Origin of the sequence: Kiritimatiella glycovorans (assembly GCF_001017655.1) — a bacterium.
Taxonomy (GTDB): Bacteria; Verrucomicrobiota; Kiritimatiellia; order Kiritimatiellales; family Kiritimatiellaceae; genus Kiritimatiella; species Kiritimatiella glycovorans.
Window position 1 is genome coordinate 415199 of the sequence record NZ_CP010904.1, and the last position, 23484, is coordinate 438682.

The 23484-nt window shown below is 63.5% G+C and carries 13 protein-coding genes; 5 read left to right on the plus strand and 8 right to left on the minus strand.

Annotated elements, in window-relative coordinates; translation table 11 throughout:
* Positions 1-187: 187 nt before the first annotated feature.
* The 3 genes from L21SP4_RS01800 to L21SP4_RS01815 form a co-directional block, all read right to left on the minus strand.
* The gene (locus L21SP4_RS01800; protein WP_052881056.1) at positions 188-1726 is read right to left on the minus strand and encodes a cryptochrome/photolyase family protein; all 1539 of its coding nucleotides are present in this window, start codon (positions 1724-1726) and stop codon (positions 188-190) included.
* A 241-nt stretch (positions 1727-1967) separates the two neighbouring features.
* A complete protein-coding gene (locus L21SP4_RS01805) occupies positions 1968-2945 on the minus strand; it encodes an aldo/keto reductase (RefSeq protein ID WP_052881057.1) in 978 nt (325 codons plus the stop codon).
* Between the two features lie 314 nt (positions 2946-3259).
* Positions 3260-4120, minus strand: a complete 861-nt coding sequence (locus L21SP4_RS01815; protein WP_052881059.1) for a helix-turn-helix transcriptional regulator — start codon at positions 4118-4120, stop codon at positions 3260-3262.
* A 178-nt stretch (positions 4121-4298) separates the two neighbouring features.
* On the opposite strand from L21SP4_RS01815, the gene L21SP4_RS01820 reads away from it, so the two are divergent.
* Positions 4299-5150 carry a PEP-CTERM sorting domain-containing protein gene (locus L21SP4_RS01820; RefSeq protein ID WP_052881060.1) on the plus strand — a complete coding sequence of 284 codons (852 nt, stop codon included), beginning with the start codon at positions 4299-4301 and terminating at the stop codon, positions 5148-5150.
* Between the two features lie 190 nt (positions 5151-5340).
* Positions 5341-7515, plus strand: a complete 2175-nt coding sequence (locus L21SP4_RS01825) for a sulfatase (protein WP_052881061.1) — start codon at positions 5341-5343, stop codon at positions 7513-7515.
* Between the two features lie 497 nt (positions 7516-8012).
* Here the strand turns inward: L21SP4_RS01825 and L21SP4_RS01830 are convergent, their stop codons facing one another.
* Positions 8013-9692 carry a hypothetical protein gene (locus tag L21SP4_RS01830; protein ID WP_052881062.1) on the minus strand — a complete coding sequence of 560 codons (1680 nt, stop codon included), beginning with the start codon at positions 9690-9692 and terminating at the stop codon, positions 8013-8015.
* Between the two features lie 254 nt (positions 9693-9946).
* On the opposite strand from L21SP4_RS01830, the gene L21SP4_RS01835 reads away from it, so the two are divergent.
* Positions 9947-12550 (plus strand): glycoside hydrolase family 3 C-terminal domain-containing protein, encoded by a 2604-nt coding sequence (locus L21SP4_RS01835; RefSeq protein WP_052881063.1) that lies wholly within the window; start codon positions 9947-9949, stop codon positions 12548-12550.
* A 40-nt stretch (positions 12551-12590) separates the two neighbouring features.
* Complete coding sequence (locus L21SP4_RS01840; RefSeq protein WP_052881064.1) at positions 12591-13691, plus strand: uroporphyrinogen decarboxylase family protein; 1101 nt, start codon at positions 12591-12593, stop codon at positions 13689-13691.
* 205 nt (positions 13692-13896) lie between these two features.
* Here the strand turns inward: L21SP4_RS01840 and istB are convergent, their stop codons facing one another.
* Entirely contained in the window at positions 13897-14652 is a 756-nt protein-coding gene (gene istB, locus L21SP4_RS01845; protein WP_052881065.1) for an IS21-like element helper ATPase IstB, read from the minus strand.
* A complete protein-coding gene (gene istA, locus L21SP4_RS01850) occupies positions 14649-16109 on the minus strand; it encodes an IS21 family transposase (RefSeq protein WP_160300627.1) in 1461 nt (486 codons plus the stop codon). Before istA ends, istB begins: the two co-directional genes overlap by 4 nt.
* A gap of 474 nt (positions 16110-16583) precedes the next feature.
* Between istA and L21SP4_RS01855 the strand changes: the two genes are divergently transcribed.
* The gene (locus L21SP4_RS01855) at positions 16584-19688 is read left to right on the plus strand and encodes a family 78 glycoside hydrolase catalytic domain (protein WP_144413716.1); all 3105 of its coding nucleotides are present in this window, start codon (positions 16584-16586) and stop codon (positions 19686-19688) included.
* Positions 19689-19910: 222 nt separating this feature from the next.
* Here the strand turns inward: L21SP4_RS01855 and L21SP4_RS01860 are convergent, their stop codons facing one another.
* Both L21SP4_RS01860 and L21SP4_RS01865 read right to left on the minus strand, forming a co-directional pair.
* Positions 19911-21659: an NADH-dependent [FeFe] hydrogenase, group A6 gene (locus tag L21SP4_RS01860; protein ID WP_052881068.1), complete on the minus strand. Its 1749-nt coding sequence runs from the start codon at positions 21657-21659 to the stop codon at positions 19911-19913.
* Between the two features lie 35 nt (positions 21660-21694).
* Positions 21695-23479 carry an NADH-quinone oxidoreductase subunit NuoF gene (locus tag L21SP4_RS01865; RefSeq protein WP_052881069.1) on the minus strand — a complete coding sequence of 595 codons (1785 nt, stop codon included), beginning with the start codon at positions 23477-23479 and terminating at the stop codon, positions 21695-21697.
* Positions 23480-23484: the final 5 nt, after the last annotated feature.

The window sequence follows — 23484 nt, forward strand, 5'->3', positions numbered from 1 at the left end:
TACGTGGCTCTTGGCCGTATGTTTTCCTGAGTTCCACATGGGGACACCCGGACGGATATCGTACTCGTACTCGTACTCAGCGAAGCGGTACTCGTACTCGAATTCCTCGAATCGGGGTGAGGGTAGGGATTCTGCTGGACAGCAGAAGGCCGTCCGCAGAGGCTGCTCATGGAGTGCGCTGACTCCGTCAGCGCTTTTCCGGACGGGCTTTCCTGATCTCCCGGAGTTCGCTTTTCGGGATGCGGTCGAGGTTGCGCAGCGCGAGGCTCATCCGGGGGTTGCCCTTCAGCCGGCGGCGGTGACGGTCGAGAAACGCCCAGTACAGGCGGGTGAACGGGCAGGCGTCGTCTCCTGTGCGGCGGTCGGGGCGGTAGCGGCACCCGCGGCAGTAGTTGCTCATGCGGCGGATGTAGGCCCCGCCGGCGGCGTAAGGTTTCGAGGCCAGCAGCCCGCCGTCGGCGTATTGCGACATCCCCAGCACGTTGGGCAGTTCGACCCATTCGACGGCGTCGAGGTAGATGGCGAGATACCACTCGTGGATCTCCTTCGGCCGGACCCCGAGCAGCAGACTGTAGAGGCCGGTGATCATCAGCCGCTGGATGTGGTGCGCGTAGCCGGTCGACAGCGTCTGACCGATCGCCTCCCGCAGACACGCCATCGCGGTCTCGCCGGTCCAGTAAAACTCCGGCAGCGGACGATCCGCGCCGAGGGCATTGCGCTGCGCGTATTCGGGCATGAAGCGGTGGTAGATGCCGCGCACGTACTCGCGCCAGCCGAGGATCTGGCGCACGAATCCCTCCGCCGCGGCGGCCGGCACCACGCCGTCCCGGAAGGCCGCGGTCGCGGCTGCGAGCACCTCGTGCGGACGGAGGAGATGGAGGTTCAACGACGACGACAGCAGCGAGTGCCACAGGTAGGGCTCCCCGGTCCACATCGCGTCCTGGTAGCGACCGAACGACGCCAGCCGCTCGCGTACGAACCGCTGCAGCGCGTCGAGCGCCTGTGCGCGGGTCACCGGCCAGGCGAACGCGTCGAGCGATCCGGGATGGCCGCCGAAGCGCCGGGCGACGAGTTCCAGCACCTCGCGCGTAATCGCGTCGGGACGGTACGCCGGCGGGGAGGGGTGGTCCGGAGGTCCCTCGCGACCGAACGAGGCGCGGTTCTCGGCGTCGTAATTCCACATGCCGCCCACCGGCTCTTCGCCGTCCATCAGCACGCCGGTGCGGCGGCGCATCATGCGGTAGAAGTGCTCCTGCCGGAAGGTCTTCCGGCCCTCCGCCCAGTCGTCGAACACCTCGCGCGGACAGAGGAAGTGGCGGTCCGAGCGCCATTCGACCGGGATGCCCGCCTCGTGGGCCGCATGCGTCAGGTCCTCGCGCACACGGTGCTCGCCGGGTTCGACGCCGATGACCCGTTCGGGCTTCCAGTCGCGCAGATCCGCCGTCATTCGTCCCGCGAGCGAACTGCGCGCGTCGTGCGGGTCGAGTTCGTGGTACGTGACGGGCCTGCCGCGCTGTTTCAGTTCGTCGGCGAAGTGGCGCATCGCGCTGAAGAAGAGGGCGAGGCGGACCTTGTGGCTCCGCACGTATTCGGCTTCGCCCACCGCCTCCGCCATCCAGACCCGGTCGCGGCGCGGATCGAATCCGTCGAACGCCGCCGATTCCGCGTCGAGCTGATCCCCGAGCACGACGACGAGATGGCGGACGGAATGGGGCCGGTTACTCACGGTGCTCGAGCATAGACTCCGCGGCCGTTCGGGGCAAGGACGGGCCGCATGGTGGTAAGGCAGCGTCAATGACAGTTACCATTTACACAGCAGTTCTCATTATGGCCGCATTCCGACCGCGGACGGCGTGGCAGCCGTCCCTCCCGAGTCGATATCCGACGCATTTTCGGGCACTGGGAGGGTCGGGTGCCACCCCGACCGAAAAGGGTGAAGCCATAATGAGAATCGCTGCCATTTACATTCACGGAATGTCCGCGGAGTGGCGGGCGATGACTGCATCGATCTGTTCCATGTCGGAGGAACTCAGATCGACGTCGCCGGCGCGGGCGTTTTCGGCGGCCTGCCCGGGGGTCCGCGCGCCGACGAGGGCGTGCGTCACGCCGGGGCGCGCGAGGGTCCAGGCGATCGCGAGCTGCGCGAGGGAGAGGTCGTAGGACTTCGCGATCGGGCGCAATTCTTCGAGCATGGCGTGGACGCGTTGGAGGTGGGCCGCCTTGAAGCGCGGATGGCGTGAGCGCAGGTCGCTCTCCGGGAAGGTGCGGTCGGGTCCGATTTTGCCGGTGAGCAGTCCCAGCGCGAGGGTCGAGTAGGAGAGGAACGCGAGGCCCTGCTCCTGCACATAGGGGAGCTGGGCGTCCTTCTCCCGGTCCAGCATGCTGTACTTCTCCTGGTCCGAATCCAGCGGCCCCGCGCTGCGGTAGGCCTTGAGATCGTCGATCTCCGCGTTGCAGGTGCCGATCGCGCGGATCTTGCCCTCGTCCTTGAGTTTCAGCAGCTCCGTCATCGTGTCCTCGATCGGGGTGGTGGATTCCTGCCAGTGGGTCTGGTAGAGGTCGATCGTGTCGACGTTGAGCCGCCTCAGGCTGGCTTCGATTTCGCGGCGGATGGAGACGGGCGCGAGATACTTGCAGACCTTGCGGCCCTCGGTTTCGAAATAGAAATCGCCGGCCTCCTCGTTCCACACCAGCCCGCACTTGGTGGCGAGGACGACCCTGTCGCGGCGGTCGGAGATCGCCCGGCCCACGAGTTCCTCCGAGAGACCGAATCCGTAGATCGGTGCCGTGTCGATCATCGTCATCCCCTGATCGATCGCGGCGTGAATGGCGGGCACGGGGTCGTTGCGGTCCGTCCCGCCCCACATCCATCCGCCCAGCGCCCACGTCCCGAGGGCCACGACGGGGGCTTCGATGCCGGATGATCCGAGTGTGCGCGTCTTCATGGGTCTGCCTCCTCTGTTCGGATTTCAAATCAAAAGCGCGAATGAATCATTGTACAGGAGATCATGCCGACGGTCAAAAATGAGCCCGGTATCGCCGTCGGGAAAAGAAGGACGACCGCGGATGCAGCCTTAAAATCGGGATTCACCGTGAAGGGCATAAAGGGTCGTTTTTCGTACTCCCGAGTTCAACCTTGGGACACCCGGGGGACTATCGTACTCGTACTCGTACTCAGCGAAGCGGTACTCGTACTCGAATTCCTCGAATCGGGGTGAGGGTAGGGATTCTGCTGGACAGCAGAAGGCCGTCCGCCGCTTTATCCCCCGATATTCCACGCCCGGTTGCGGTAATTGCGCGCGGTGACGCCGTAGTATTTCCTGAACTCGCGGTTGAAGTGCGAAGCGCTCTCGTAGCCGACCTCAAAGATAATATCGGTGACCTCGCGCTCAGTGGTTTTGAGCAGGTGCGCCGCCGCCTGCAGACGGACCTGGTTGACGAACGCCGAGGGGGTGCGATTCAGGTGCCTGCGCATGGTGCGGCTGACGTGTTCCGCGCTGTGACCGCTCAGCTCGACCAGCCGCGGCACGCCCTCGAGGTAATTCTCCTCGAGCTGCATCGCGTTCATCGCATTGCGCAGCCAGTAGGGCAGCTCGTCGCCGTCGGACGTCTGCGCCGTGAGGATGCTGACGACGTCCAGCACCAGGCCGATCAGTATCCGGGTGTTGGCTGAATCGTGCTGGCGATACTCCGCCTCGAGCCAGCGTACCTTCGCCAGCAGGGCTTTCCACTCCGTCATGAGACACTCGGCATGGCCGTGCTTCATCTGGCGGACGGCCGCGATCTGATCCGCGCTGAGCAGCTCGCCCGCGCGGCGGAAGAGCGAGGTGACGAAAGGGACATTGACGATCTGCGCCGAAGGGCGTCCGCGCGCGCAGCGGAAGGTATGCAGGTCGTCGGGCCGGATCAGCACCACCGACCGCGTCGCGAGTTCATATTCGGCGTCGTTGATCAGATGGCGCACCGGGCCCTCGGTCACGAGGAAGATCTCGTACAGCTCGTGGTGGTGCAGCGCCACCGGATGTTCGTCCGTAATCGTGTCGTGCGCCACCTTGTACGGCAGACCGGCCAGCTGCCGGTCCACCGGGACCTTGTAGATGTCGGGACGGGCCGTGGTCATTTCAGTCCCCCGTATACCTCACTTCACCTTCCGGTGACATGAAAGAATATCTGAAATATCAAATATGGATCAATTCGGTCATTGTGAAGGTGGCGCGGTTGACGAGGTTTGCTAAAGTGGAACGCAATCGATGGCAGCAAGAATCTGCCCGGAACACGGAACAGAAAGGAGAGACGGGATGCAAGCGATGAAATGGATGGCGGTAATGGCGGTGCTGGTAATGGCGGGTGCAGTACAGGCCGACTGGAGTTCGGTGGATGACTTCGAGTCTTATACGGCGAACAGCAGGATCGTGGGTCAGAACGGGTGGACGAACTCGTCCGACAGTCCGGTGAGGTCCTATCAGGCGGATGCCGTGGCCGATCCGGACGGCGACGGTAAGGTCCTTCTCTTCAAAAAGACCGGCCTCTCGGGCGGGATGGCTTATTTGGTCAACGACAGTTCCGGCTATGCCGGTTTGACCGGGTCTTCGCCGCAGACGCTTTTCATGCGTTTCCGGTATACCTCGAACACCAATCTGCAGACGGGGAACCCCGCTGAGGAGCTGATCGGTTTTGGCGTCACTCCGGATGCGAACATTCCCTATGACGACAGCGGATTGACCGAAATGAAGCAGGGCTTCGCGGTGGGCGACCCGGACAACGATGGAGACGCGGACAGCCTGATGAATCCGCAACAGGATGTCGGCACGAATCTTCTCGCGGACACCTGGTACAATCTCTGGCTGGTGACGGATAACCAGGCGCCGGACAGCGCAAAACTCTACATCCAGTCTTCGGACGATACCCGTTTCAGTTCGCAGGCCGAGATAGCGGTCAGCAATACGTGGATTCGCGGCGAGGGTGCGTTGGCGTACGATACGCTCTATTTTGTCGCGAACCACGTAGACGGTCCGGATGCGTATATTGACGACATCTATTACGACAATTCCGGAGAGAATCTGGTCAATCCCATCCCCGAACCGGCGACGCTCGGTCTGATGGCGACGGTCGCGGGGGGGGTGTTCCTGCTGCGCCGCTTCCGCCGCTGAGGGCGGAAGAAGACGCGCTGGGTTGGACGTTCTGCTGTCCGGCAGAACGTCCGCAAACTCGGAGTGCACGCCCTGCCTATGACCCCCGGGGTGGGTGAGGACGCGAAAGGCAGGGATGCTGCGGTCCGGCGAAAGACGCCCGAACCATCGAAATCGGCCCCCGCCCCATGAACATGAAGGTCGTGGAGGAATGATCAAAACACTGACAACGTCGCTGATCGTCTGCTGGCTCTGCGCGTCGGCCCTGGCCGCACGCACGACCGATGACCGTCTCAATGTGGTCTTTATCCTGATCGACGACATGGGCTGGAAGGATCCGGGCTGTTACGGCGGGGAACTGTTCGAGACGCCCAACATCGACCGCCTCGCGGCGCAGGGGATGCGGTTCACCGACGCCTATGCGGCGTGCAGCGTCTGCGCTCCGACCCGCGCCAGCCTCGTCACGGGCAAGTACCCCGGCCGGCTCCACTTCACCGCGCTCACGGGACATCAGGAGATGCTCGGTAACGTCGAACACAATCCGACCGGCATCAAGCTGATCCAGCCCGCGATCACGAGAGAGGACGGCGTGCAGCCCGACGAGTTCTGCATCGCGGAGGCGTTCCGCGCCGCGGGCTATCGCACCGCGCTGTTCGGGAAGACGCACTTCGGGAGCGGACACGAGAACCTGCACGCAATGGGCTTCGACGTCGCCGAGAACCCGCAGTGCGATATGTGGGTGACCCCGCCCGCGGTGGTCGAGGACGATCCCAAGCGGATGACGACCATCACGGATCGCTCAATCGAATTCATGCGCGAATGTGCGGACCGCGACCGCCCCTTCTTTCTCTACGTCCCGCACAAGGCGGTCCACGTCCAGTTCCAGGCCACGCGCGAATATTACGAACAATACGCGCAAAAACTGACCCCGGAAGAGAAAGAGGAGTACTCGCCCTACTATCTGGCCATGGTCGAGGAACTCGACCGCGAGGTCGGACGGCTGCTCGACGAGCTCGAACGACTGGGTGTCGCGGACCGTACGGCCGTGTTTTTCACGTCCGACAACGGGGGCGTGGACACCGTCTACAGCAAGACCCCCTATCCGGCCACGTCCATGGCTCCGCTGCGGGGCCAGAAGGGCGGGCAGTACGAGGGGTCGCACCGCGTCCCGCTGATCGTCCGCTGGCCCGGTCACGTCCGGCCCGGATCGGTCTCGCATGAGGTCGTCATCACCCCCGACTTCTATCCCACCTGCCTCGACATGGCCGGACTGCCGGGCCATCCCGGACAGCATCTCGACGGCATCAGCATGGTGCCCGCCCTCCGGGGCGGCGAACTGGAGCGCGAAGCGGTCTACTGGCATAAGCCGCACTACTACACCCGGAACGGGCCGCTGAGCGTCATCCGCTGCGGGCGCTACAAGTACATCCACTACTGGGAGACCGAACTCTCGCCCGCCGGCGGGCCGCCGCACCAGCTCTTCGATCTGGAACAGGACATCGGCGAAACCGATAACCTCGTCAGGGAAAAACCCGAAATCGCGGACCGGCTCAGGAAGATGCTCATGGCGCATCTGGAGGAGGTCGACGCCGAGCTGCCGGAGGTCAACCCGCGTTACGGCCGGAAGGAGACCGCTACAGAGCGTGAAGGGGCGGGGCATGCAGCCCGGGACGACTGGAAGAAAGTCGACGATTTTGAGTCCTATGCCCCGGGCGAATCCGTAGCGGGGCGCGACGGGTGGCGGAGCGCCGACGACTCGCTTTCCTGCGAGGCGCGGGTGGTCGCCGATCCCGACGGGACCGGAAAGGTCCTGCGATTCCGGAAGACCGGCGCCCGGGTCGGCGTGGCCGCACTGGTTCATGAGGGAAGCGGGTTTATCGCCCGAACGCTTTCCGCGCCGCAGACCCTCACGCTGCGTTTCCGGTTCACGGGGCACGAAGGACTCAAGGGCGCCGCCGAAGAGTACGTCGGGTTCGGGGTGACGGCCGACGCCGGGATCGACCGGCTTCCCCTTCTGAAGCAGGGGTTCACGATCCGTGACGCAGACGACGATCAGGAGGCCGATCAGCTTGCCAGCCCGGCGGGGAAGGTCTCCATGCGCCTGCGGCCCGATACGTGGTACCGGGTGTGGCTGATCACCGACAACAAGAAGCCCGATACCGCGCGGCTCTATATGCAATCCGGGGATGACCCGCGCTTTGCGGATATGCGCGAGGTGCCCGCGGCCTTCGACTGGATCTCCGGCCCCGGCGCCCGTCCGTATCCCGTGATCGCGCTGATCGCCAATCACGCCTCCGGGCCGGCGATGTACGTCGATGACATCTATTTCGATAACCACAGGGCGAACCTTGCGCCCCCGCCCGCCGATGAGGCGCGAGGCGGATGAAGCGTGCAGGGTAGGGATTCTGCTGGACAGCAGAAGGCCGTCGGCAGACAGGGTCAGCCCGCACATTGCGTCATTTAGAATGACGAAAAGTTTGGCTCTTCGTAGATTTTTGTGGTGGCCCCGCTTCGCAGGCCTGCGGGCCTACTACGAACGTAAGAGAGAGCGCACGATTTCTTTGCCTGCGCTCTTCTCATTCATCTTTGCGATCTCTGCGCCTTGGCGAGATTCATTTCCTGTGTTTTGTCAGCGGCGGCACTCCGTCCGCCGAAGTGACTTCAACCCGTTTTTCTCTCGCCAAGCCGCCAAGGTCGCCAAGGAATTTCTTCCTTCGGGGGGGCACGATTTCTTTGCCTGCGCTCTTCTCATTCATCTTTGCGGTCCCGGCGCCTTTGCGAGAGTCATTTCTTGTGGGTGACCCGAGCGGATTTCTGCTCCGGCCACTGCGATTCCAGTAGTTCCACGAAAATCTACGAAGAGCCAAAAAATACGGTGAACCATCAGTACAGAAAGTCGCAGGTGACGCCTTCGATGATAAGATCCTCGTCGAAGGGATTCGCGGAAAGTCTGACATCGATCCGATTATCCCCGTTCTCCACCACCTTCCGCGCCACGGTGTCCGGCAGCCGATAGGTCAATCGCCCGGCGCCGTAGATCAGGCGCATGTCATCGGTTACTTCCGCGTCGTTCACGGTTATGCGGATGAACTCCCTGTGTATGTTTTCCGTATGGACCGACAGGCGGATCTCGTCGGCTGCCTTGAAATCCGAGTTCACCGAAAGCACGAAACGGTAGAGCGAGGGCACCTCACCCGCGCGGTGGACGAGCGGCGTGCGGATCAGACGCGACCCCAGTTCCTTCTTGTCCCGCGCAACGCGCGCGGTGTCCGCGAAATAGGTCTTGTTCTTCTTCCGCAGCGCCTGCCGGTCCGCCAGTTCCGGGAGCAGGTAGTGTTCCTCGGGCGCGAACCAGTTGAAGAAATAGAGCCCCTCGGCCCCTTTGCCGTAGAGCGTGGAGGCGACCCCCCTGACCTTCTCCGGGGTGGCTTCGCGGATGCGCGTCTTGAAATACATCCGTTCGATCGGTCCGTAGACCTTGGTGTCGCGCGACTTCGCGTACGCGGCCCACTCTTCCATTGCGTTGTCCGAGAAGAAGGTTCCGTGACCCAGCACGATGCCGTCGAGCAGATCCTCGTCCAGCCACTGCCGGACCCTCATCCCGGCTGCATATCCGTCGTGGTACGTCGGGATGCGGGCGACCAGCCGAATCCTGTTTCCGGATCGATCTTCCACGCGGTCGAGGCTCTCGCGAATACGCCGCACGACACGGGTCAGCTTCTCCGGCTCTTCCTCCCCTTCCGGGAAGAATTTGAGGGAGCGCATGAAGTCGAGTTCGATTCCGCTCGCGTCGGGATGGTTTTCGGCGAGGTCTTCTGCAAGCCCCACGTAGAAGTCGCGCACCTGCTCGAATGCGTAATTGACGCGCAGGTCGTGATAATCCGGCCCGCCCTTCCGGTAGGACTCGGGCAACTGAGAGGGCTGGTTGGTACCGCGATTGATCCAGGGAAGGTAGAGTTCCTCCCACTCCTCCCTGGACGGGGGATCGATAAACAGCTCGGGCTGATCCCAGAAGAAACGTCCAACGTGATACATGGGGTTAGCGTGCACGCTGTGATGCTGATCGTTCATCCGGATCGAGAAGTAGGGCTCGATATTGTGTTCCCGACACCAGGCGACGTAGGGCGTAAGCGGATCCTTTCCCCATACGGGATGTTCGGGGAATACCCCGCTCTCGTAGCCGTAGGGCCAGGGTACGGACAGATTCACGCAGAGCGCGATCCCGAGCGAGACGTCCGGCGCGACCGCCTGCAGCCCCTCCCAGCGCACCGCGGCATATTGATCGAACGACTCATAGGGCTCCACCGGGATCCAGCGCGGGTCTACGTCTCCGTAGTAGTAATTCGGAGTCAAGCTGATCCAGTGCGTCTTCGCCGCCCTATGTTTCGCATTCCGGAAGATCTCAAACGTCAGCGCCGTGCCGTCGTCGTTCACCAGCATGTCCGGAAGCGATCCCGCCGATCTCCGGTCCGGCCCGGTCTGCGCCCCGGCCGGCGCCGCCGCCAGGCCCGCGCTCAATACCACACCCGCCACCACGATTTTAAGAACCCGGTCTCTCTTCATGCGACGATCCCTCCGTCTCTCTCTTCTCTGCCCTTCCTGCCACGATGCCTCTGTTCGACGCCGTCTCCTTCCCCTGTGGTCCTTTCGTAAGACCACGAAGGATAGCGAAGCACGGCATGGAACACGCTCTCCTATGCCTGAAGCACTTCACGCCAGATCTCGGCCGCATGGTGCAATCGTTTCCCTTGCCATTTCATCGCGACGGGTCTAGGGTGTGCGGCATCCGGAATTCGATAATCGCAGGGAGGAAACCGATGATCCGATGGCTGAACCTTTTATGGCTGATTGCACTGCTGGGGGCGGGTCCGGTCCGCGCGGCCGCCGATCCGGTCCGCGATCTGCTCGAAGAGATGACGCTGCAGGAGAAACTGGGCCAGATGCGCTGCGCGTGGGTGCAGACCACCGACGAGGCGATCAGCCAGGCCGTCGACGGGAAGATCGGGACGCTGGTCGCGATGCCCGTCCAGAAACAGATGCCGTACGAGGCTACACAGGCGGCCAACGAGATCTATCGCGCGGTGCGCGACGCCGGTATGCCGGTGGCGCCGATGCTCATCTCCGGCGCCTACCACGGGGTTCAGGCCAAAGGGGGCAGTTCGTATCCCTGCGGTATCGCCCTGGGCGCGACCTGGAATCCGGAGGCGATCGGGACGATGGCACGCATGATGGGGCGCGAGGCGCGGCTGCGGGGATACACCTTCATGATCGCCCCGCGCCTGTACCTGGCCCGCGATCCGCGCATCGGCCGCGTCGAGGAGTCGTTCGGAGAAGACCCCTGGCTGGTCTCGCGCTTCGGCGTCGAGTTCGTCCGCGCGCTCCAGTCGCAGGGCGTGATGGCTACCCCGTGTCTCTACCCGACCGAGAACGGCGAGGGCGGACGACTCTGCGCGGCCGTGGAGATTTCGGAACGCATGCTGCGTGAATACTACTTTCCTCCCTACGAGGCCGCCGTCCGGGAGGCCGGCGCCACGTCGCTGATGCCCACCTACGGTGCGGTGAACGGTCCCCCGGCCCACGGCGATGCATGGCTGCTGCACGACGTCCTGCGCGGCGAGTGGGGCTTCGAGGGGTTCGTGGTCTGCGATTACAACGCCCACTACAGCTTCGCTCAGCGCCTCGGCGTGCCCGATCCCGAAGTCCACATGCCGAACGCGGGCGTCAACCTCGAGCTGCCCTGGGTGGCGGCCTACGGGAAGCGGCTGGAGGACGCCCTGGCTGCGGGGCGGGTCACGGAGGAACGGATCGACGAGCTGGTCTACGATATCCTGCGCGCGAAACGGCGCTACGGGCTGATGGATTTCGATTCGCTGATCCAGGATCCGGAGGAGAGCCGCGCCGCGGCGGAATCGGACGAGGCGCGCCGCCTCGCGCGCGAACTGCAGCGCCGGGCGATCGTCCTGCTGCGAAACGAGCACGATGTGCTGCCTCTGAATCCGGACGCCACGGTGGCGCTGATGGGGCCGACGGCGGACCGCGGCGATCTGGGCAGCTACTCGGGCTGGCCGACGCACGTCGTCTCCATCCGTGAGGGCATGGAGGCGGTCGCCGGGGACCGGGTGCGGTTCGTCCCGCACGCCGTCACGCCGCCCCGGCCGCGTCCGATCGAACCGGACCGGCTCTACCGGGACTCCGAAGCCGACACGCAGGGACTGCGGCTGCGCCTGTATCCCACTCCCGCCTGCGAGGGCGATCCGCTGCTGACGAAGCACGTGCGGGATCTGCGGATCGATCTCGTTCCGCTGCTCCCCGCCGATGCGGGCAAGGGTCCTTTCGGGGTGCGCGTCGACGGCTATCTGAAATATCCGCAGGTGATCACCGCCTGCGATATCACGGCGCGGACCGACGACGCCCTACGGCTGGAGATCGCCGGTCAGACGGTCGTCGACGCGGCGGCGGGTGCGCGCAAAAGAGATTTCCAGGGCAATATGAAGATGGAGCAGGGCAACGTCTATCCGCTCGAACTCGAGTGGCGGCCCGGCACCGCGACCGCCAAACTGAGCATCGACTGGATCTTCCGGGAGGAAGCCGGCGAAGCGCGATTCCTGGTGGACGAATCGGAGCTGGCGCAGTGCGTCGCGGCCGCGCGGGAGGCGGACGTGGCGCTGATCTGCGTGGGGATTACCGAGGGCGAGGCCAAGGACCGCGCCGATCTGCGGCTGCCCGGCGACCAGGAGCGGCTCATCCGCGAGGTCGCCGCGACCGGTGTCCCGGTGATCGTCACACTCGGCGCGGGCAGCGCCGTGGAGATGCTGGACTGGGTCTACGAAGTGGACGGCCTGTTCGCGTCCTGGTACGGCGGAATGGAGGCGGGTCACGCCTTCGCGGACGTGGTGTACGGCCAGGTGGACGCCTCGGGGCGGCTGCCGATCAGTTTCGTCAAGAAGGTCGGTCAGTGTCCGCTGCCGTACAACCGTTATCCTTCGGCCCGGCATGACAACTACGTCGACGTGGACGGTGATCCCCTGTTCCCGTTCGGCTTCGGGCTCAGCTATACCACCTTCGAATGCCGCGGGCTGGAGTTGAACACGGACGAACTCGGGCCGGGAGACACCCTGAAGGCCTCGGTCGAGGTCGTGAACACCGGCGACCGGCGCGGGGTGCAGACCGTCCAGCTCTACACGCGGAGCTGGGGGACGTCCGTGTCGCGGCCACGTCTCGAGTTGCGCGATTTCGCGCAGGTCGAACTCGATCCCGGCGCGAGCCGGCGCGTCACCCTGACCATGCCCCGGGAGCGGTTGCGCTATTATGCGGGTCGGCCGCTGAAGCCCGTGATCGAACCCCACGAACTACGGGTCAAGGTCGGCTTCAGCAGCGGGGATATTCTGCGGGAAACGAAGATCCGGGTCGTCGGGAGATAAGCGACCGGCCCGGCCGTCAACAGATCGCAGGAGGAGCAGGATGACATCACGCGAGCGGATGCTGCGGGCTCTCGCCAACGAGAAGCCGGATCGTCTTCCGTGCCAGGTGCACGGCTGGATGGATTACTATCTGGAGACCTATCTGGGCGGCTGCGACTGGTTCGAAGCCTATGCGCGCTTCGATATGGATTACGCGATCTACGTCAGCCCTGAATACACCTACGATGAACGGGATCTGGCCAACTGGCGGATCGAACGGACCCGCCCCGTCAGGGACGACGACGGGAATGAGACCTGGCGGGAGACGATCGTCACGCCCGGGGGGTCACTCCATCAGGCCTTCGGGCGCAACGCCTTTACTCAGTGGAATACCGAACACCTGCTGAAGTGTGAGCGCGATGAAGAGCTTTGGAAGAAATATTACCCGGTCCCGGTGGGGGCCGATCTTGCGCCCGTGCGCGAAGCGCATGACCGGGTGGGCGACCGCGGCATCGTCCGTTCGCACCCGTATTATCCGGGACAGGGCAGCCCCTGGCAGGCGCTGTGTATTCTCACCGGTACGGAGGAAGCGATCTTCCTGGCCATGGACGAGCCCGAGCGGACCCATGACCTGCTCGAGTCCATCTACCGGAAGGCGGCCCGCGCCCATGCGCTCTGGGAGGGGACCCCGGCCGACATGGTCGAAACCGATGGCGGGGCCGGTTCGAGCACGGTCATCAGCCCCGATCTGTTCCGGACGTTCTGCCTGCCCTATAACCAGCGGCAGAATGCGTTGTTCCGAGCCCTGGGGGTGAAGACCGTGTGCCATCTCTGCGGCGGGATCATGCCCATGCTCGACCTCGTCGTTGAATCGGGGGCCGACGGGCTGGAGACCATGACCCCGCCGAATATGGGCGGCGATTGCGATCTCGCCGAGGCTTCGCGTCGCGTGGGCGGTAAGCTGTTCTTTATCGGGGGGTTCGACCAGAATGCCGGGTTCGAGAAGGGCACGCCGGAGAAGGTCCGTGAGTTGGTGTTTGCATGTTTTGAGGCCACGCGTGATCACGGAGGACATATCCTCGCCCCGTCCGATCATTTCTTCTTCGGCGATCCGGCCAATCTGCAGGCCTTCGCAGACGCCTGCAGGGAGTGTGTTTACTGACTAACGTTCGTAGTAGCGCCGTAAGTCGTCAACGACAACTACATGGCCCCGTCGGCGACAACTACACTTCCCCATGTTGACGGGGCTGGTGGGCCCCGGGTTTCCGGGGTTTGAGGGCGATGGGCCGATAGGCCCGAGCCTTCCCCCTCCCACCCCGCAGGGGCACCCCCCCATGGGGGGTGCGCGATTCTCACAATTGCGATTTTCATCGTTTTCGATTCCGTTCGCCCGCCTTCCGGGCGCGGTAACTTTCGCCGTTGAGTTCCAGGATAGTGGAATGATGCACCACCCGATCAATGGCCGCCGCAGTAGTCATCGGGTCCTTGAAGATCTTGTCCCACTCACTGAAGACCAAGTTGGATGAGATCATCAGGCTGCGCCGCTCGTATCTCTCGGACAGGAAGGTGAACAACACCTCCATTTCCTCACGGCTCTGCTGCACGTAACCGATGTCATCGAGGATGACCACCTCGAAGCGGTCGAGCTTCTTCAGCAGCGCTTCGATCGCCAAGTCGCGCTTGGCGGTGAGTAGCTTCTGCACCAGGTGGAACGCCGTGGTAAACAACACCGTCGTGCCGTGTCGCAGCACCAGTTCGCGCCCGATCGCGGTCAGCAGATGCGTCTTGCCGCGGCCGGGTAAGCCGAACGCCAGGACGTTCTCGGCCCGTTCGACGAAACCGCCGTCCACCAGCGCCGGGATCTGACGCTGCACCTTGGTCGGAAGCAGCTTCAGGTTCAGCGTGTCCAGCGACTTGCCGTCGGGCAGGCCGGAGCGTTTCAGCAGCCGCTGCGTGCGCCGTTCGCCCCGCGCATGCAGTTCGCTCTCCATCACCGCGGCCAGGTAGCGCTCGTACGTCCACTGTTCCTGCGTGGCCTCCGCAGCCAGTCGCTCGTATTCGTTCAACACGTCCGGCAACCGGAGGGCACGCAATGTCATGGCCAGAGAGGCGGGCGTGGTCATGCGCACACCTCCTCCGGCGCCAGCAGTTCGTCATAGGCGGCCAGATCCACCGGCAACGGCGCATGCTCCGACAACGTCGGCATCGGACGCGGACACGCCGAAAGCACCACGTCCAGGCGCGGGATCTCCCCGCGGTCGCGCAAGCCGCACAGTGCCGCTTCCACCTCACATTCCATCGTGGTGGCCGCGTGCTTGAGGATCTGCAGGTATTCCCGTTCCGCAGTCCGATCGTTGACCGCCGCGCACAGTGTCTCGTACGCCCACTGGAACGCGGAGGACGGAAACAGGTCAGCACGGAACCGGTAGTTCCGGAACGCCCCGGGCTTGCGCACCAATGAACCGATCACATGGCGATAGTTGATGTGGTGCGCGTGTTCATCCCGCAGCCATGGCGCAGTGAGCTGGCGCACGCCCCCGTAGAACACCTCGATGTGTTCCGCGTAGCGATGCACCGTCACCGTGTACCCGATCAGCCGGCTGGGTACCGAGTAGATCCGGCGCTTCACGTTGATAGTGCCCCAACTGCGTACAACGCACCGATACTCCGTGTATTCCGGCAGCCGGTCCACGTCGAGCGCCCGCATGTGTTTGAACTCTTCGGCCAGGCGGACGCGCCGCGTCTCGTTCACCCGCTGAAGCACGCCATGAAGGAACTGCTCATACGCCGCCCGGCTGGCGAAGTCCCGCGACCCGCGCAACAACAGGTGTTGCTCGATCCGACGCTTCAGGGCGCCGTTCAGCGACTCCACATCCCCGTTCTCATGGGGACTGTCCACTTGGATCAGACGGGGAACCATCTCGAAGTGATCCATCAGCTCCAGGTAGGCGCGGTTGTACGCCCGCGGTTCTCCGCTGGCCTCCGCCGGCCGGTGGGTCGCTGCGCTCGAATGATCCATCCAGTGCTCCGCCGGCACACGGCCCAGCCGCGTCAGCGCGTTCTGAATCCCCGTACGCAGCGCCACCAGGCTTTCGCTATGGCAGATGCTGGCCCATTCCCAGTTCGAGTAGGTCAGCACGTTGTGACACAACTGGTGGTCGAACGGTTCCCCGGCGATCGTGATCCCCAGCCGGTCCATGTGCGTGAAGTCTGTGGACATCCGCACGCCCGGCCGGTGCTCCTGCGCGAAGTACACCTCCTGCTCGGGCCCCGAAAGCGCTCGCCATTCACGTACCCGCCGCTGAAACGTCCGCAGTTGACCCTCCTGATACTTACCCGCCCGCTCCCGGCACAGCCACTCGAACACCGTCTTGGCCTCCAGCTCCGGGCAGCCCTCGAACATCAGTCGGCACTCTTCCCAGTCCTCCGCGAACGGGTCCTCCCGGGTACGCCACCTGCGCTCAACCGGCATCTCTGAGGGCAGTTTCCCGCACCTCAGGTACTTCTGCGCCGTCTTACGGTCCAGATCGGCCCGCAACGCAGCCTTGGACACGTTCCCTGTCCTTTCGTATTCTTCCATCAGCTTCCTCACTTTCCGGTCCGGGGTGACCATCGGCCCTCCTTTCTTTCCAAAAAGAGAGCCTCCAGCACCCCCGGTTAGTGGGGAAGTCTAATTGTCGTCACTGGGGAAGTGTAATTGTCGCTGCGCACCGTAAGCGCCCGAAGGGCCAAGGCGCGTGAAAGATAACGGCCCTGGCTCCGCTTCGCGGACCTGCGGGCCTACTACGAGCGTGAGGAAGTTCGTAGTAGCGCCGTAAGCCTGCCTTCGGCAGGCCAGGCGCGTGAAGATCACGGCCCTGGCCCTGCTTCGTAGGCCTGCGGGCCTACTACAAACGTTAAGGACGCACGTGAGATGAAACGTTCGTAGTAGCGCCGTAAGCCTGCCCCGCAGGCAAGGCGCGTTATATCGCCGGTGCCACGCGGCAACGCGATCACGGGAGGAAGATGATGATGAAACAAAGGTGCACAGGCGCATGCGTCGCTTTTTTTCATAGTGGTGTGTATAGCGGGGGCTTCCGGTGAGCTGACGGATCTGACCTGCGAATATCTCACCCATCCGCTGGCGATCGAGACGGACCGCCCCCGTCTTTCGTGGAAGATCCGGGATGACCGCCGCGGCGCGGCCCAGACGGCGTATGAGATTATCGCGGCGAGCACGCGCGAGAAACTCGACCGTGGCGAAGGCGACCTGTGGTCGACAGGAAAAGTCGAATCCGATCGTTCCCTGCTCGTCGTGTATACCGGCGACCCCGCTCCGGAAGGCGGGCGTATCTGGTGGAAGGCGCGCTACTGGGATCAGGAGGGCGAGGTCTCCGCATGGAGCGATCCCGCCTGGTGGGAGACGGGCCTTCCCTATCCTGACGCGTGGGAGGCGGAGTGGATCGCGGTCAATCCGATGCTGCCCGTAGTCGACGAGGTCACCGACACCTGGTTCAACTACGGTTTCGTAGGACAGGAGATTGCCGCGGCGCGGGGCGACCCGAAGTATATCAAGGGGAGCGCGGAACCGGCCGATCCCAAGTTATGGCTGGATCATCTCTCGAAACCCGCCCCGCAGTTCAGGCGCACCTTCCGGCTCGAGTCGCCTCCCCGTGAAGCGCGGGCCTATATCTGCGGGCTTGGCTACTACGAGCTGTTCATCAACGGCCGGCGGGTCGGCGACCGCGTGCTCGATCCGGCTTATCAGAATTATGAAAAACAGGCCTTCTACGTAGCCTACGATGTCACCCCTTTCCTCCGCGAAGGGAACAATACGATCGGCGTGCGGCTGGGCGACGGGCAGTACAACCAGGTCGGCATGAGCTGGTTTTACTTCGGGCGGGGTTTCCTGACGCACGGGGACCCCTGCATGATTTTTCAACTCGAGGGTAAACTGGAGAACGGGCGGTCGATCAAGGTCGTGTCCGACCGGCGCTGGCGTGCGACCCAGAGTGGGGCGCTGCTACGCAACCAGTTCTATATCGGGGAAGTGCGCGATGCGCGTCGCAGAAACGAAGGCTGGACCACCGCGGAGTACGATGACCGGCGCTGGACATACGCCAGGGAGATTCCGGAGCCTGTGCCGCACCTGGTGCCGATGCTCGCGCCGCCCGAACGCGAGATCCGCACTATCGAGCCGGTCGATATTCTGGAGCCGGTTCCCGGCATCTATGTGGTCGACTTCGGCGAGGCGTTCTGCGGGAAGACCCGGCTCAAGGTCCGCGCGCCCCAGGGCACGAAGATTGTGCAGCGCCCGGCGCATCACATCCGTAATCATCCTCAGTTTTTCGCGGGGGAGAACACGCTGAACCCGGACGGAACGTTCGACAGTGCCCGCTACTTCCTCGGAGGCACGGGGGGGCTGCCTTACGAAGACCCGGAACTGCACGGCAACGTCGCCCTCACCAACATGATCATGCTGACCCCCGTCAGCCGCTACGGGAAGTCATGGTATTTCAAAAACGTCAGCGTCTACACCGCGAGCGATGCAGACGTGGACGTGTTCGAGAATGAATTCCTCTACAGCGGATTCCGGTATGTCGAGCTGATCGGGCTGCCGGAGAAACCGGCACTGGAGGATATCGAGGGTGTGGTCGTGCACACCGATGCGCCGCAGACGGGCAGGGTGCGCACCGACCATCAGCGGCTCAACACGCTCTACGACATGTTTGCGCGGACGCTCGATTATACCGTGCACGGCACGCTGCAGGACAACTGCGACGCCGAGAAGAGCGCGTGGAAGTTCGATCTGAACGTGGGCGATTTCTACAGCTATTACCGCAACAGTCCGCAGTTCTGGGCGAAGTACCTCCGCGATATTCAGCTCAATACGGTGCGCGGTATCCCGGCCAACATATCGCCGACCGTTTTCAAGAGCTACAGCATCGGCCATCCGCTGCACCATTATTTCGATTACGGATCGCATACCGTGACCGCCGCCTTCCGCCAGTATCTGTTCAACCGCGACCGTCGCATGCTGGAAAGGCACTTCCCGTACATAAAGGAGTGGATCGACGTCTGCTATCCCTATGTCATGCGCGATGAAGACATCTCGCCGCGCGCGCTGGGCGACTGGCTGGATGCCTGGAAAGGACCCGGCGGCCGACCGGGCAGCAAGGGCTACGGATCGATGAACACCTCGCGCGATTTTATCGCGCGGGCCTTCTTTTACCGCGCGATGGATCTCGCGGAGCGCTGCGCGCGCGTCCTCGGAGAGACGACGTACGCGGACGACCTCGCGGAGCGCAGACGGCCGCTGAAGGCGCTCATCAACCGGCGCCACTTCCAGACCCGCGAAAACCCGGAGGCTGTGCCTATGGTTCGAGGACCCGGAGAGACGATCATTCCGCGTGATCCTGCGGAGCGCAATTCCTATGGCAGCCAGGCCGCCGACCTGCTGGCCGTGCGTTACGGTATCGTGCCCGAGGGACGCGAGCCGGAGGTCATGGAAAACGTCGTGCGCGATATTCAGGAGGAGTGGGATGGACACCTCTCCGTGGGCTGGCACGGAATTCCGGTCATCTGCACTGAGCTTTCCCGGTGGGGGTACGGAGAGGTCGCCATGCAGTTGTTCAACAACGACACCTATCCGAGCTGGGGCTATTTTCTGAAGCACGGATTCACCACGACCCCGGAAGGGTGGTCGGCGGGCGCGCCGGATACCCTGCCGACTACGCGCGTGATTCAGAGCGAGAAAAATTCCGCGGGAGTGTGGTTCTACGACACCCTCGGCGGAATCCTTCCGGACTTCGATTCGCCCGGCTTCAAACACTTCACGCTTCGCCCGATTCCCGCCCCAGACGTCGATGAGGCCGACGTCTCATTCGAATCGCTGTATGGGACCATCCGCAGCGCCTGGCGGCGTTCCGCCCACTCGATAACGCTGGAAGCGTCGGTTCCGCCGAACACGACGGCCGAGCTCTATCTGCCCGTATCCTCGCGCAAGGTCCGGATCGACGAAGGCGGTACACCCCTTGTGGCCGGGGGCGTCCCGGAACGCGAGATCGGCGGCATGACCTTCCGCGGGTTCATCGAGACCCCGGCGGGACTCTACGCGCACTTTCATGCTGCGGCGGGTTCGTATGTGTTGACCGCGGAGAGATCGCCGAAACGTTCGTAGTAGCGCCGCAAGCCTGCCCCGCAGGCCAGGCGCGTTATAAGATAACGGCCCTGGTCCCGCTTCGCGGACCTGCGGGCCTACTACGAACGTTTGTCGTCTTCCATCCCGACCCCGGCATCCTCTGTGACCGCTGTGGTGAATACCCATCCCGCCTCTTCCCCGAACGGCTCCACCACAAAAAAAAACCGAATAACCTAAGATCTACGTAGAACCTTCTTTCCCCTACTTTTTATACGGTTTGCGCGGACGGTATTCCGTGTGCAGCAGCTCATGCGACTTCTCGCTGCACGGTTCCCCCAGGAAATCTTTGTAGAGCGTCTGGATGAAGGGGTTCTCGTGCGAGCACCGATGCTCCCGGCTCTCGTCGTCCCGGTAGAGCCCGCGGGCCCGCTTGGCGCGGATCTCGTCGGTCGCACCGTAGGGCTGCCCCCCGCCGCCCACGCATCCGCCCCTGCACGCCATGACCTCGATGAACTGGTACGGGGAAGGTGCCCCCCGCTCGCGGGCTTCGCGAACGCGGTTGAGGACGGTGTCGATATTGCACATCCAGTGGGCTACGGCGATGCGGATCTCCTGTCCGGCGACCTCCAGGGTGGCCTCCTTGACGCCCTCCAGCCCGCGCACGGGTTCGTAATTCACGTCGGGAAGATTCTTTCCGGTGATCAGATGGTGAGCCGTGCGTACCGCCGCCTCCATCACGCCGCCGGTCGCGCCGAAAATCGTGCCCGCCCCCGAATAGTCGCCGAGAATGCTGTCGCAGTCCTCGTCGGGCAAATTGACGAAATCGATCCCGGACGCCTTGATCAGCCTTGAAAGCTCGCGGGTAGTAAGCGAGACGTCGATATCCTGGTGTCCGCTCGCGAACATCTCGTCGGAGCGCGTGATTTCATATTTCTTCGCGGTGCAGGGCATGATCGAGACCATGAAGATTTTCGAGGGATCGATGCCCATTTTCTGGGCGTAATAGGTTTTCGCCATCACGCCCAGCATCTCGTGCGGCGATTTGGCCGACGAGAAATTGTCGATAAAGTCCGGCGCGAACTTCTCCATATAATCCGTCCAGGCCGGGCAGCAGCTTGTGATCAGCGGCATCTCGCCGCCGTCGTTCAGCCGGTGGGCGAATTCCGTGGCCTCCTCCATGATCGTGAGGTCAGCGCCGAAATTGGTGTCGAACACCGCCTCGAATCCCAGCCGCCGCAGGGCGGCATAGGTCTTGCGCGTCAGCAGCGTGCCCGGTTCGTAGCCGAAGGCCTCGCCGATCGCCACGCGCACGGCCGGCGCGATCTGAACCACCGGATAGATCTCGGGATCTTCGAGCGCCTCCCATACTTTCGAGGTCTCGTCCTGCTCGTAGATCGCCCCCACCGGGCAGTGCGCGCTGCACTGGCCGCACTTGATGCAGGGACTCTCGTTCAGCGTTACGTCCGCGGCGGGCGCGATGCGCGTCTGATCCCCGCGCCCCAGGAACTCCAGCGCCCATACGTTCTGCTGGTACTGGCAGACATTCGCGCAGCGACCGCAGAGGACGCACTTCTCCGGGTTGAGCACGATCGCCGGCGTGGACTCGTCGGGTTTGATCTCGTTCACACGGTGCTCGAACTTCACGTCGCGGATCCCGAACTCCGCCGCCAGGCGCTGCAGCTCGCAGTGGCCGTTGCGGGGGCACTGCAGGCAGTCGTTGGGGTGCGTCGAGAGGATAAGCTCGAGCACGTTGCGCCGCACCTTCACGATCTCCGGATCGTGGGTGATGATCTTCATGCCCGGGCCCGCCGGCGTCGCACAGGCGCGAAGCATTTTCGGCGAGCCTTCGACCTTGACCACGCAGATGCCGCAGGCCGCCCAGGCCGGGAGGTCCGGGTGATAGCAGAGCGTCGGTATCTTTACCTGCACCTGGTGTGCCGCGTCGAGAATCGTGGTCCCGGGGTCCACCTCTACAGGGATTCCGTTGATTTCCAGTTTGTACTTGTCCATAGCTTTCTCCGCGTCTTGAAGCTCGTTCGCCCGGCTCAGCCGCGCATGACGGCGCCGAATTTGCAGACCTTGTAACATTCGCCGCACTTGATGCAGCGGTTGATATCGATCACGTGGGGCTTCTGCCGTTCGCCGGAAATGCAGTTCACCGGGCAGTGACGCGCGCACAGCGTGCAGCCGATGCACTTGTCAGGCAGGATGTAGTACTGCACCAGGTCCTTGCATTTTCCGGACGGACATTTTTTCTTTTTGATGTGCGCGGTCAGCTCGTCCTCGAAGTGGCGCAGAATCGAGGCCACGGGGTTGGACGCCGTCTGTCCCAGCCCGCACAGCGAAGCCCGCCGCATCGCCTGCGAGAGATCCCGGATCTTCTTGAGGTCCGCCATCTCCCCCTCACCGCGCGTAATGCGGTCGAGGATGTTGAACAGGGTCCGGCCGCCGACGCGGCACGGGGCGCACTTCCCGCACGATTCCTCCACCGTGAATTCGAGATAGAACTTGGCGACGCTGACCATGCAGTCGTCCTCGTCCATCACGATCATGCCGCCCGATCCCATGATCGAGCCCAGCTTCTGGAGGTTCTCGTAATCGATCGGTGTGTCGAGGTGGTCGGCGGGGATGACGCCGCCGGACGGGCCGCCGGTCTGGACCGCCTTGAAGGCGCGGCCGTCTTTTATGCCGCCGCCGATGTCGTAGATGATCTCGCGCAGCGTGGTGCCCATCGGCACCTCAATAAGTCCGGAGTTGTTGATCTTGCCGGTCAGGGCGAAGACTTTCGTTCCCTTGGACGTCTCGGTGCCGATCTTCGAGAACCAGTCGCCGCCCCGCAGCAGGATCAGCGGCACGTTGGCGAAGGTCTCGACATTGTTGATGACGGTCGGTTTGCCCCAGAGCCCCTTGACGGCGGGGAAGGGCGGCCGCGGGACGGGCATGCCGCGCCGGCCCTCGATGGAGGCCAGCAGGGCCGTCTCTTCTCCGCATACAAACGCCCCGGCCCCGAGCCGGATCTCGATGTCGAAGCCGAACCCGCTGCCGAGGATATCCTCGCCGAGCAGCCCGTATCCGCGCGCCTGCTCGATCGCGTTCTGGAGCCGCTCGATCGCCAGCGGATATTCGGCGCGGATGTAGATGTAGCCCCGCTGCGCGCCGACCGTGTACCCGGCGATCGTCATCGCCTCCAGCACGGAGTGGGGGTCGCCTTCCAGCGTGGAGCGGTCCATATAGGCCCCCGGATCGCCCTCGTCCGCGTTGCAGACCACGTACTTCTCTTCGCTTTCCGCCTTCCGGGTGAAAAGCCATTTCTTGGCGGTGAGGAATCCGGCGCCGCCGCGGCCGCGCAGCCCGGATTTCATCAGCTCATCAATGGTCCTGTCGGCCCCCAGCTCGAACAGCGCCTTCTCCAGGGCCGCATAACCCTCGCGGGCGATGTATTCGTCGATCGAATCCGGATCGATCACCCCGCAGTTGCGCAGCACCAGCCGGAGCTGTTTGCGGTAAAACGGCAGATCCTCGGCGCGCTCCGCGCTTTGGTCCTCGCCGCGGTAGATCAGCCGTTCCACCGGCCGTCCCTTGACGAGGTGCTCGGAGGCAATCTCCTTCGCGTCGTCGGGGTCGACCTGCACATAAAACGTCTCGTCGGGAAGGATTTTGATGATGGGGCCCTTCTCGCAGAACCCGAAACAGCCGGTCTTTACGAGCTGAACGTCCTCCTGCAGACCCTCGCTGTGCAGCGCCCGGTTCAGTTCCTGGTACAGCGCGTTCCCCTTGTTCGATTCGCACGCCGTGCCGCTGCAGACGAGAATGTACTGTTTGTAAGCCATGAGTG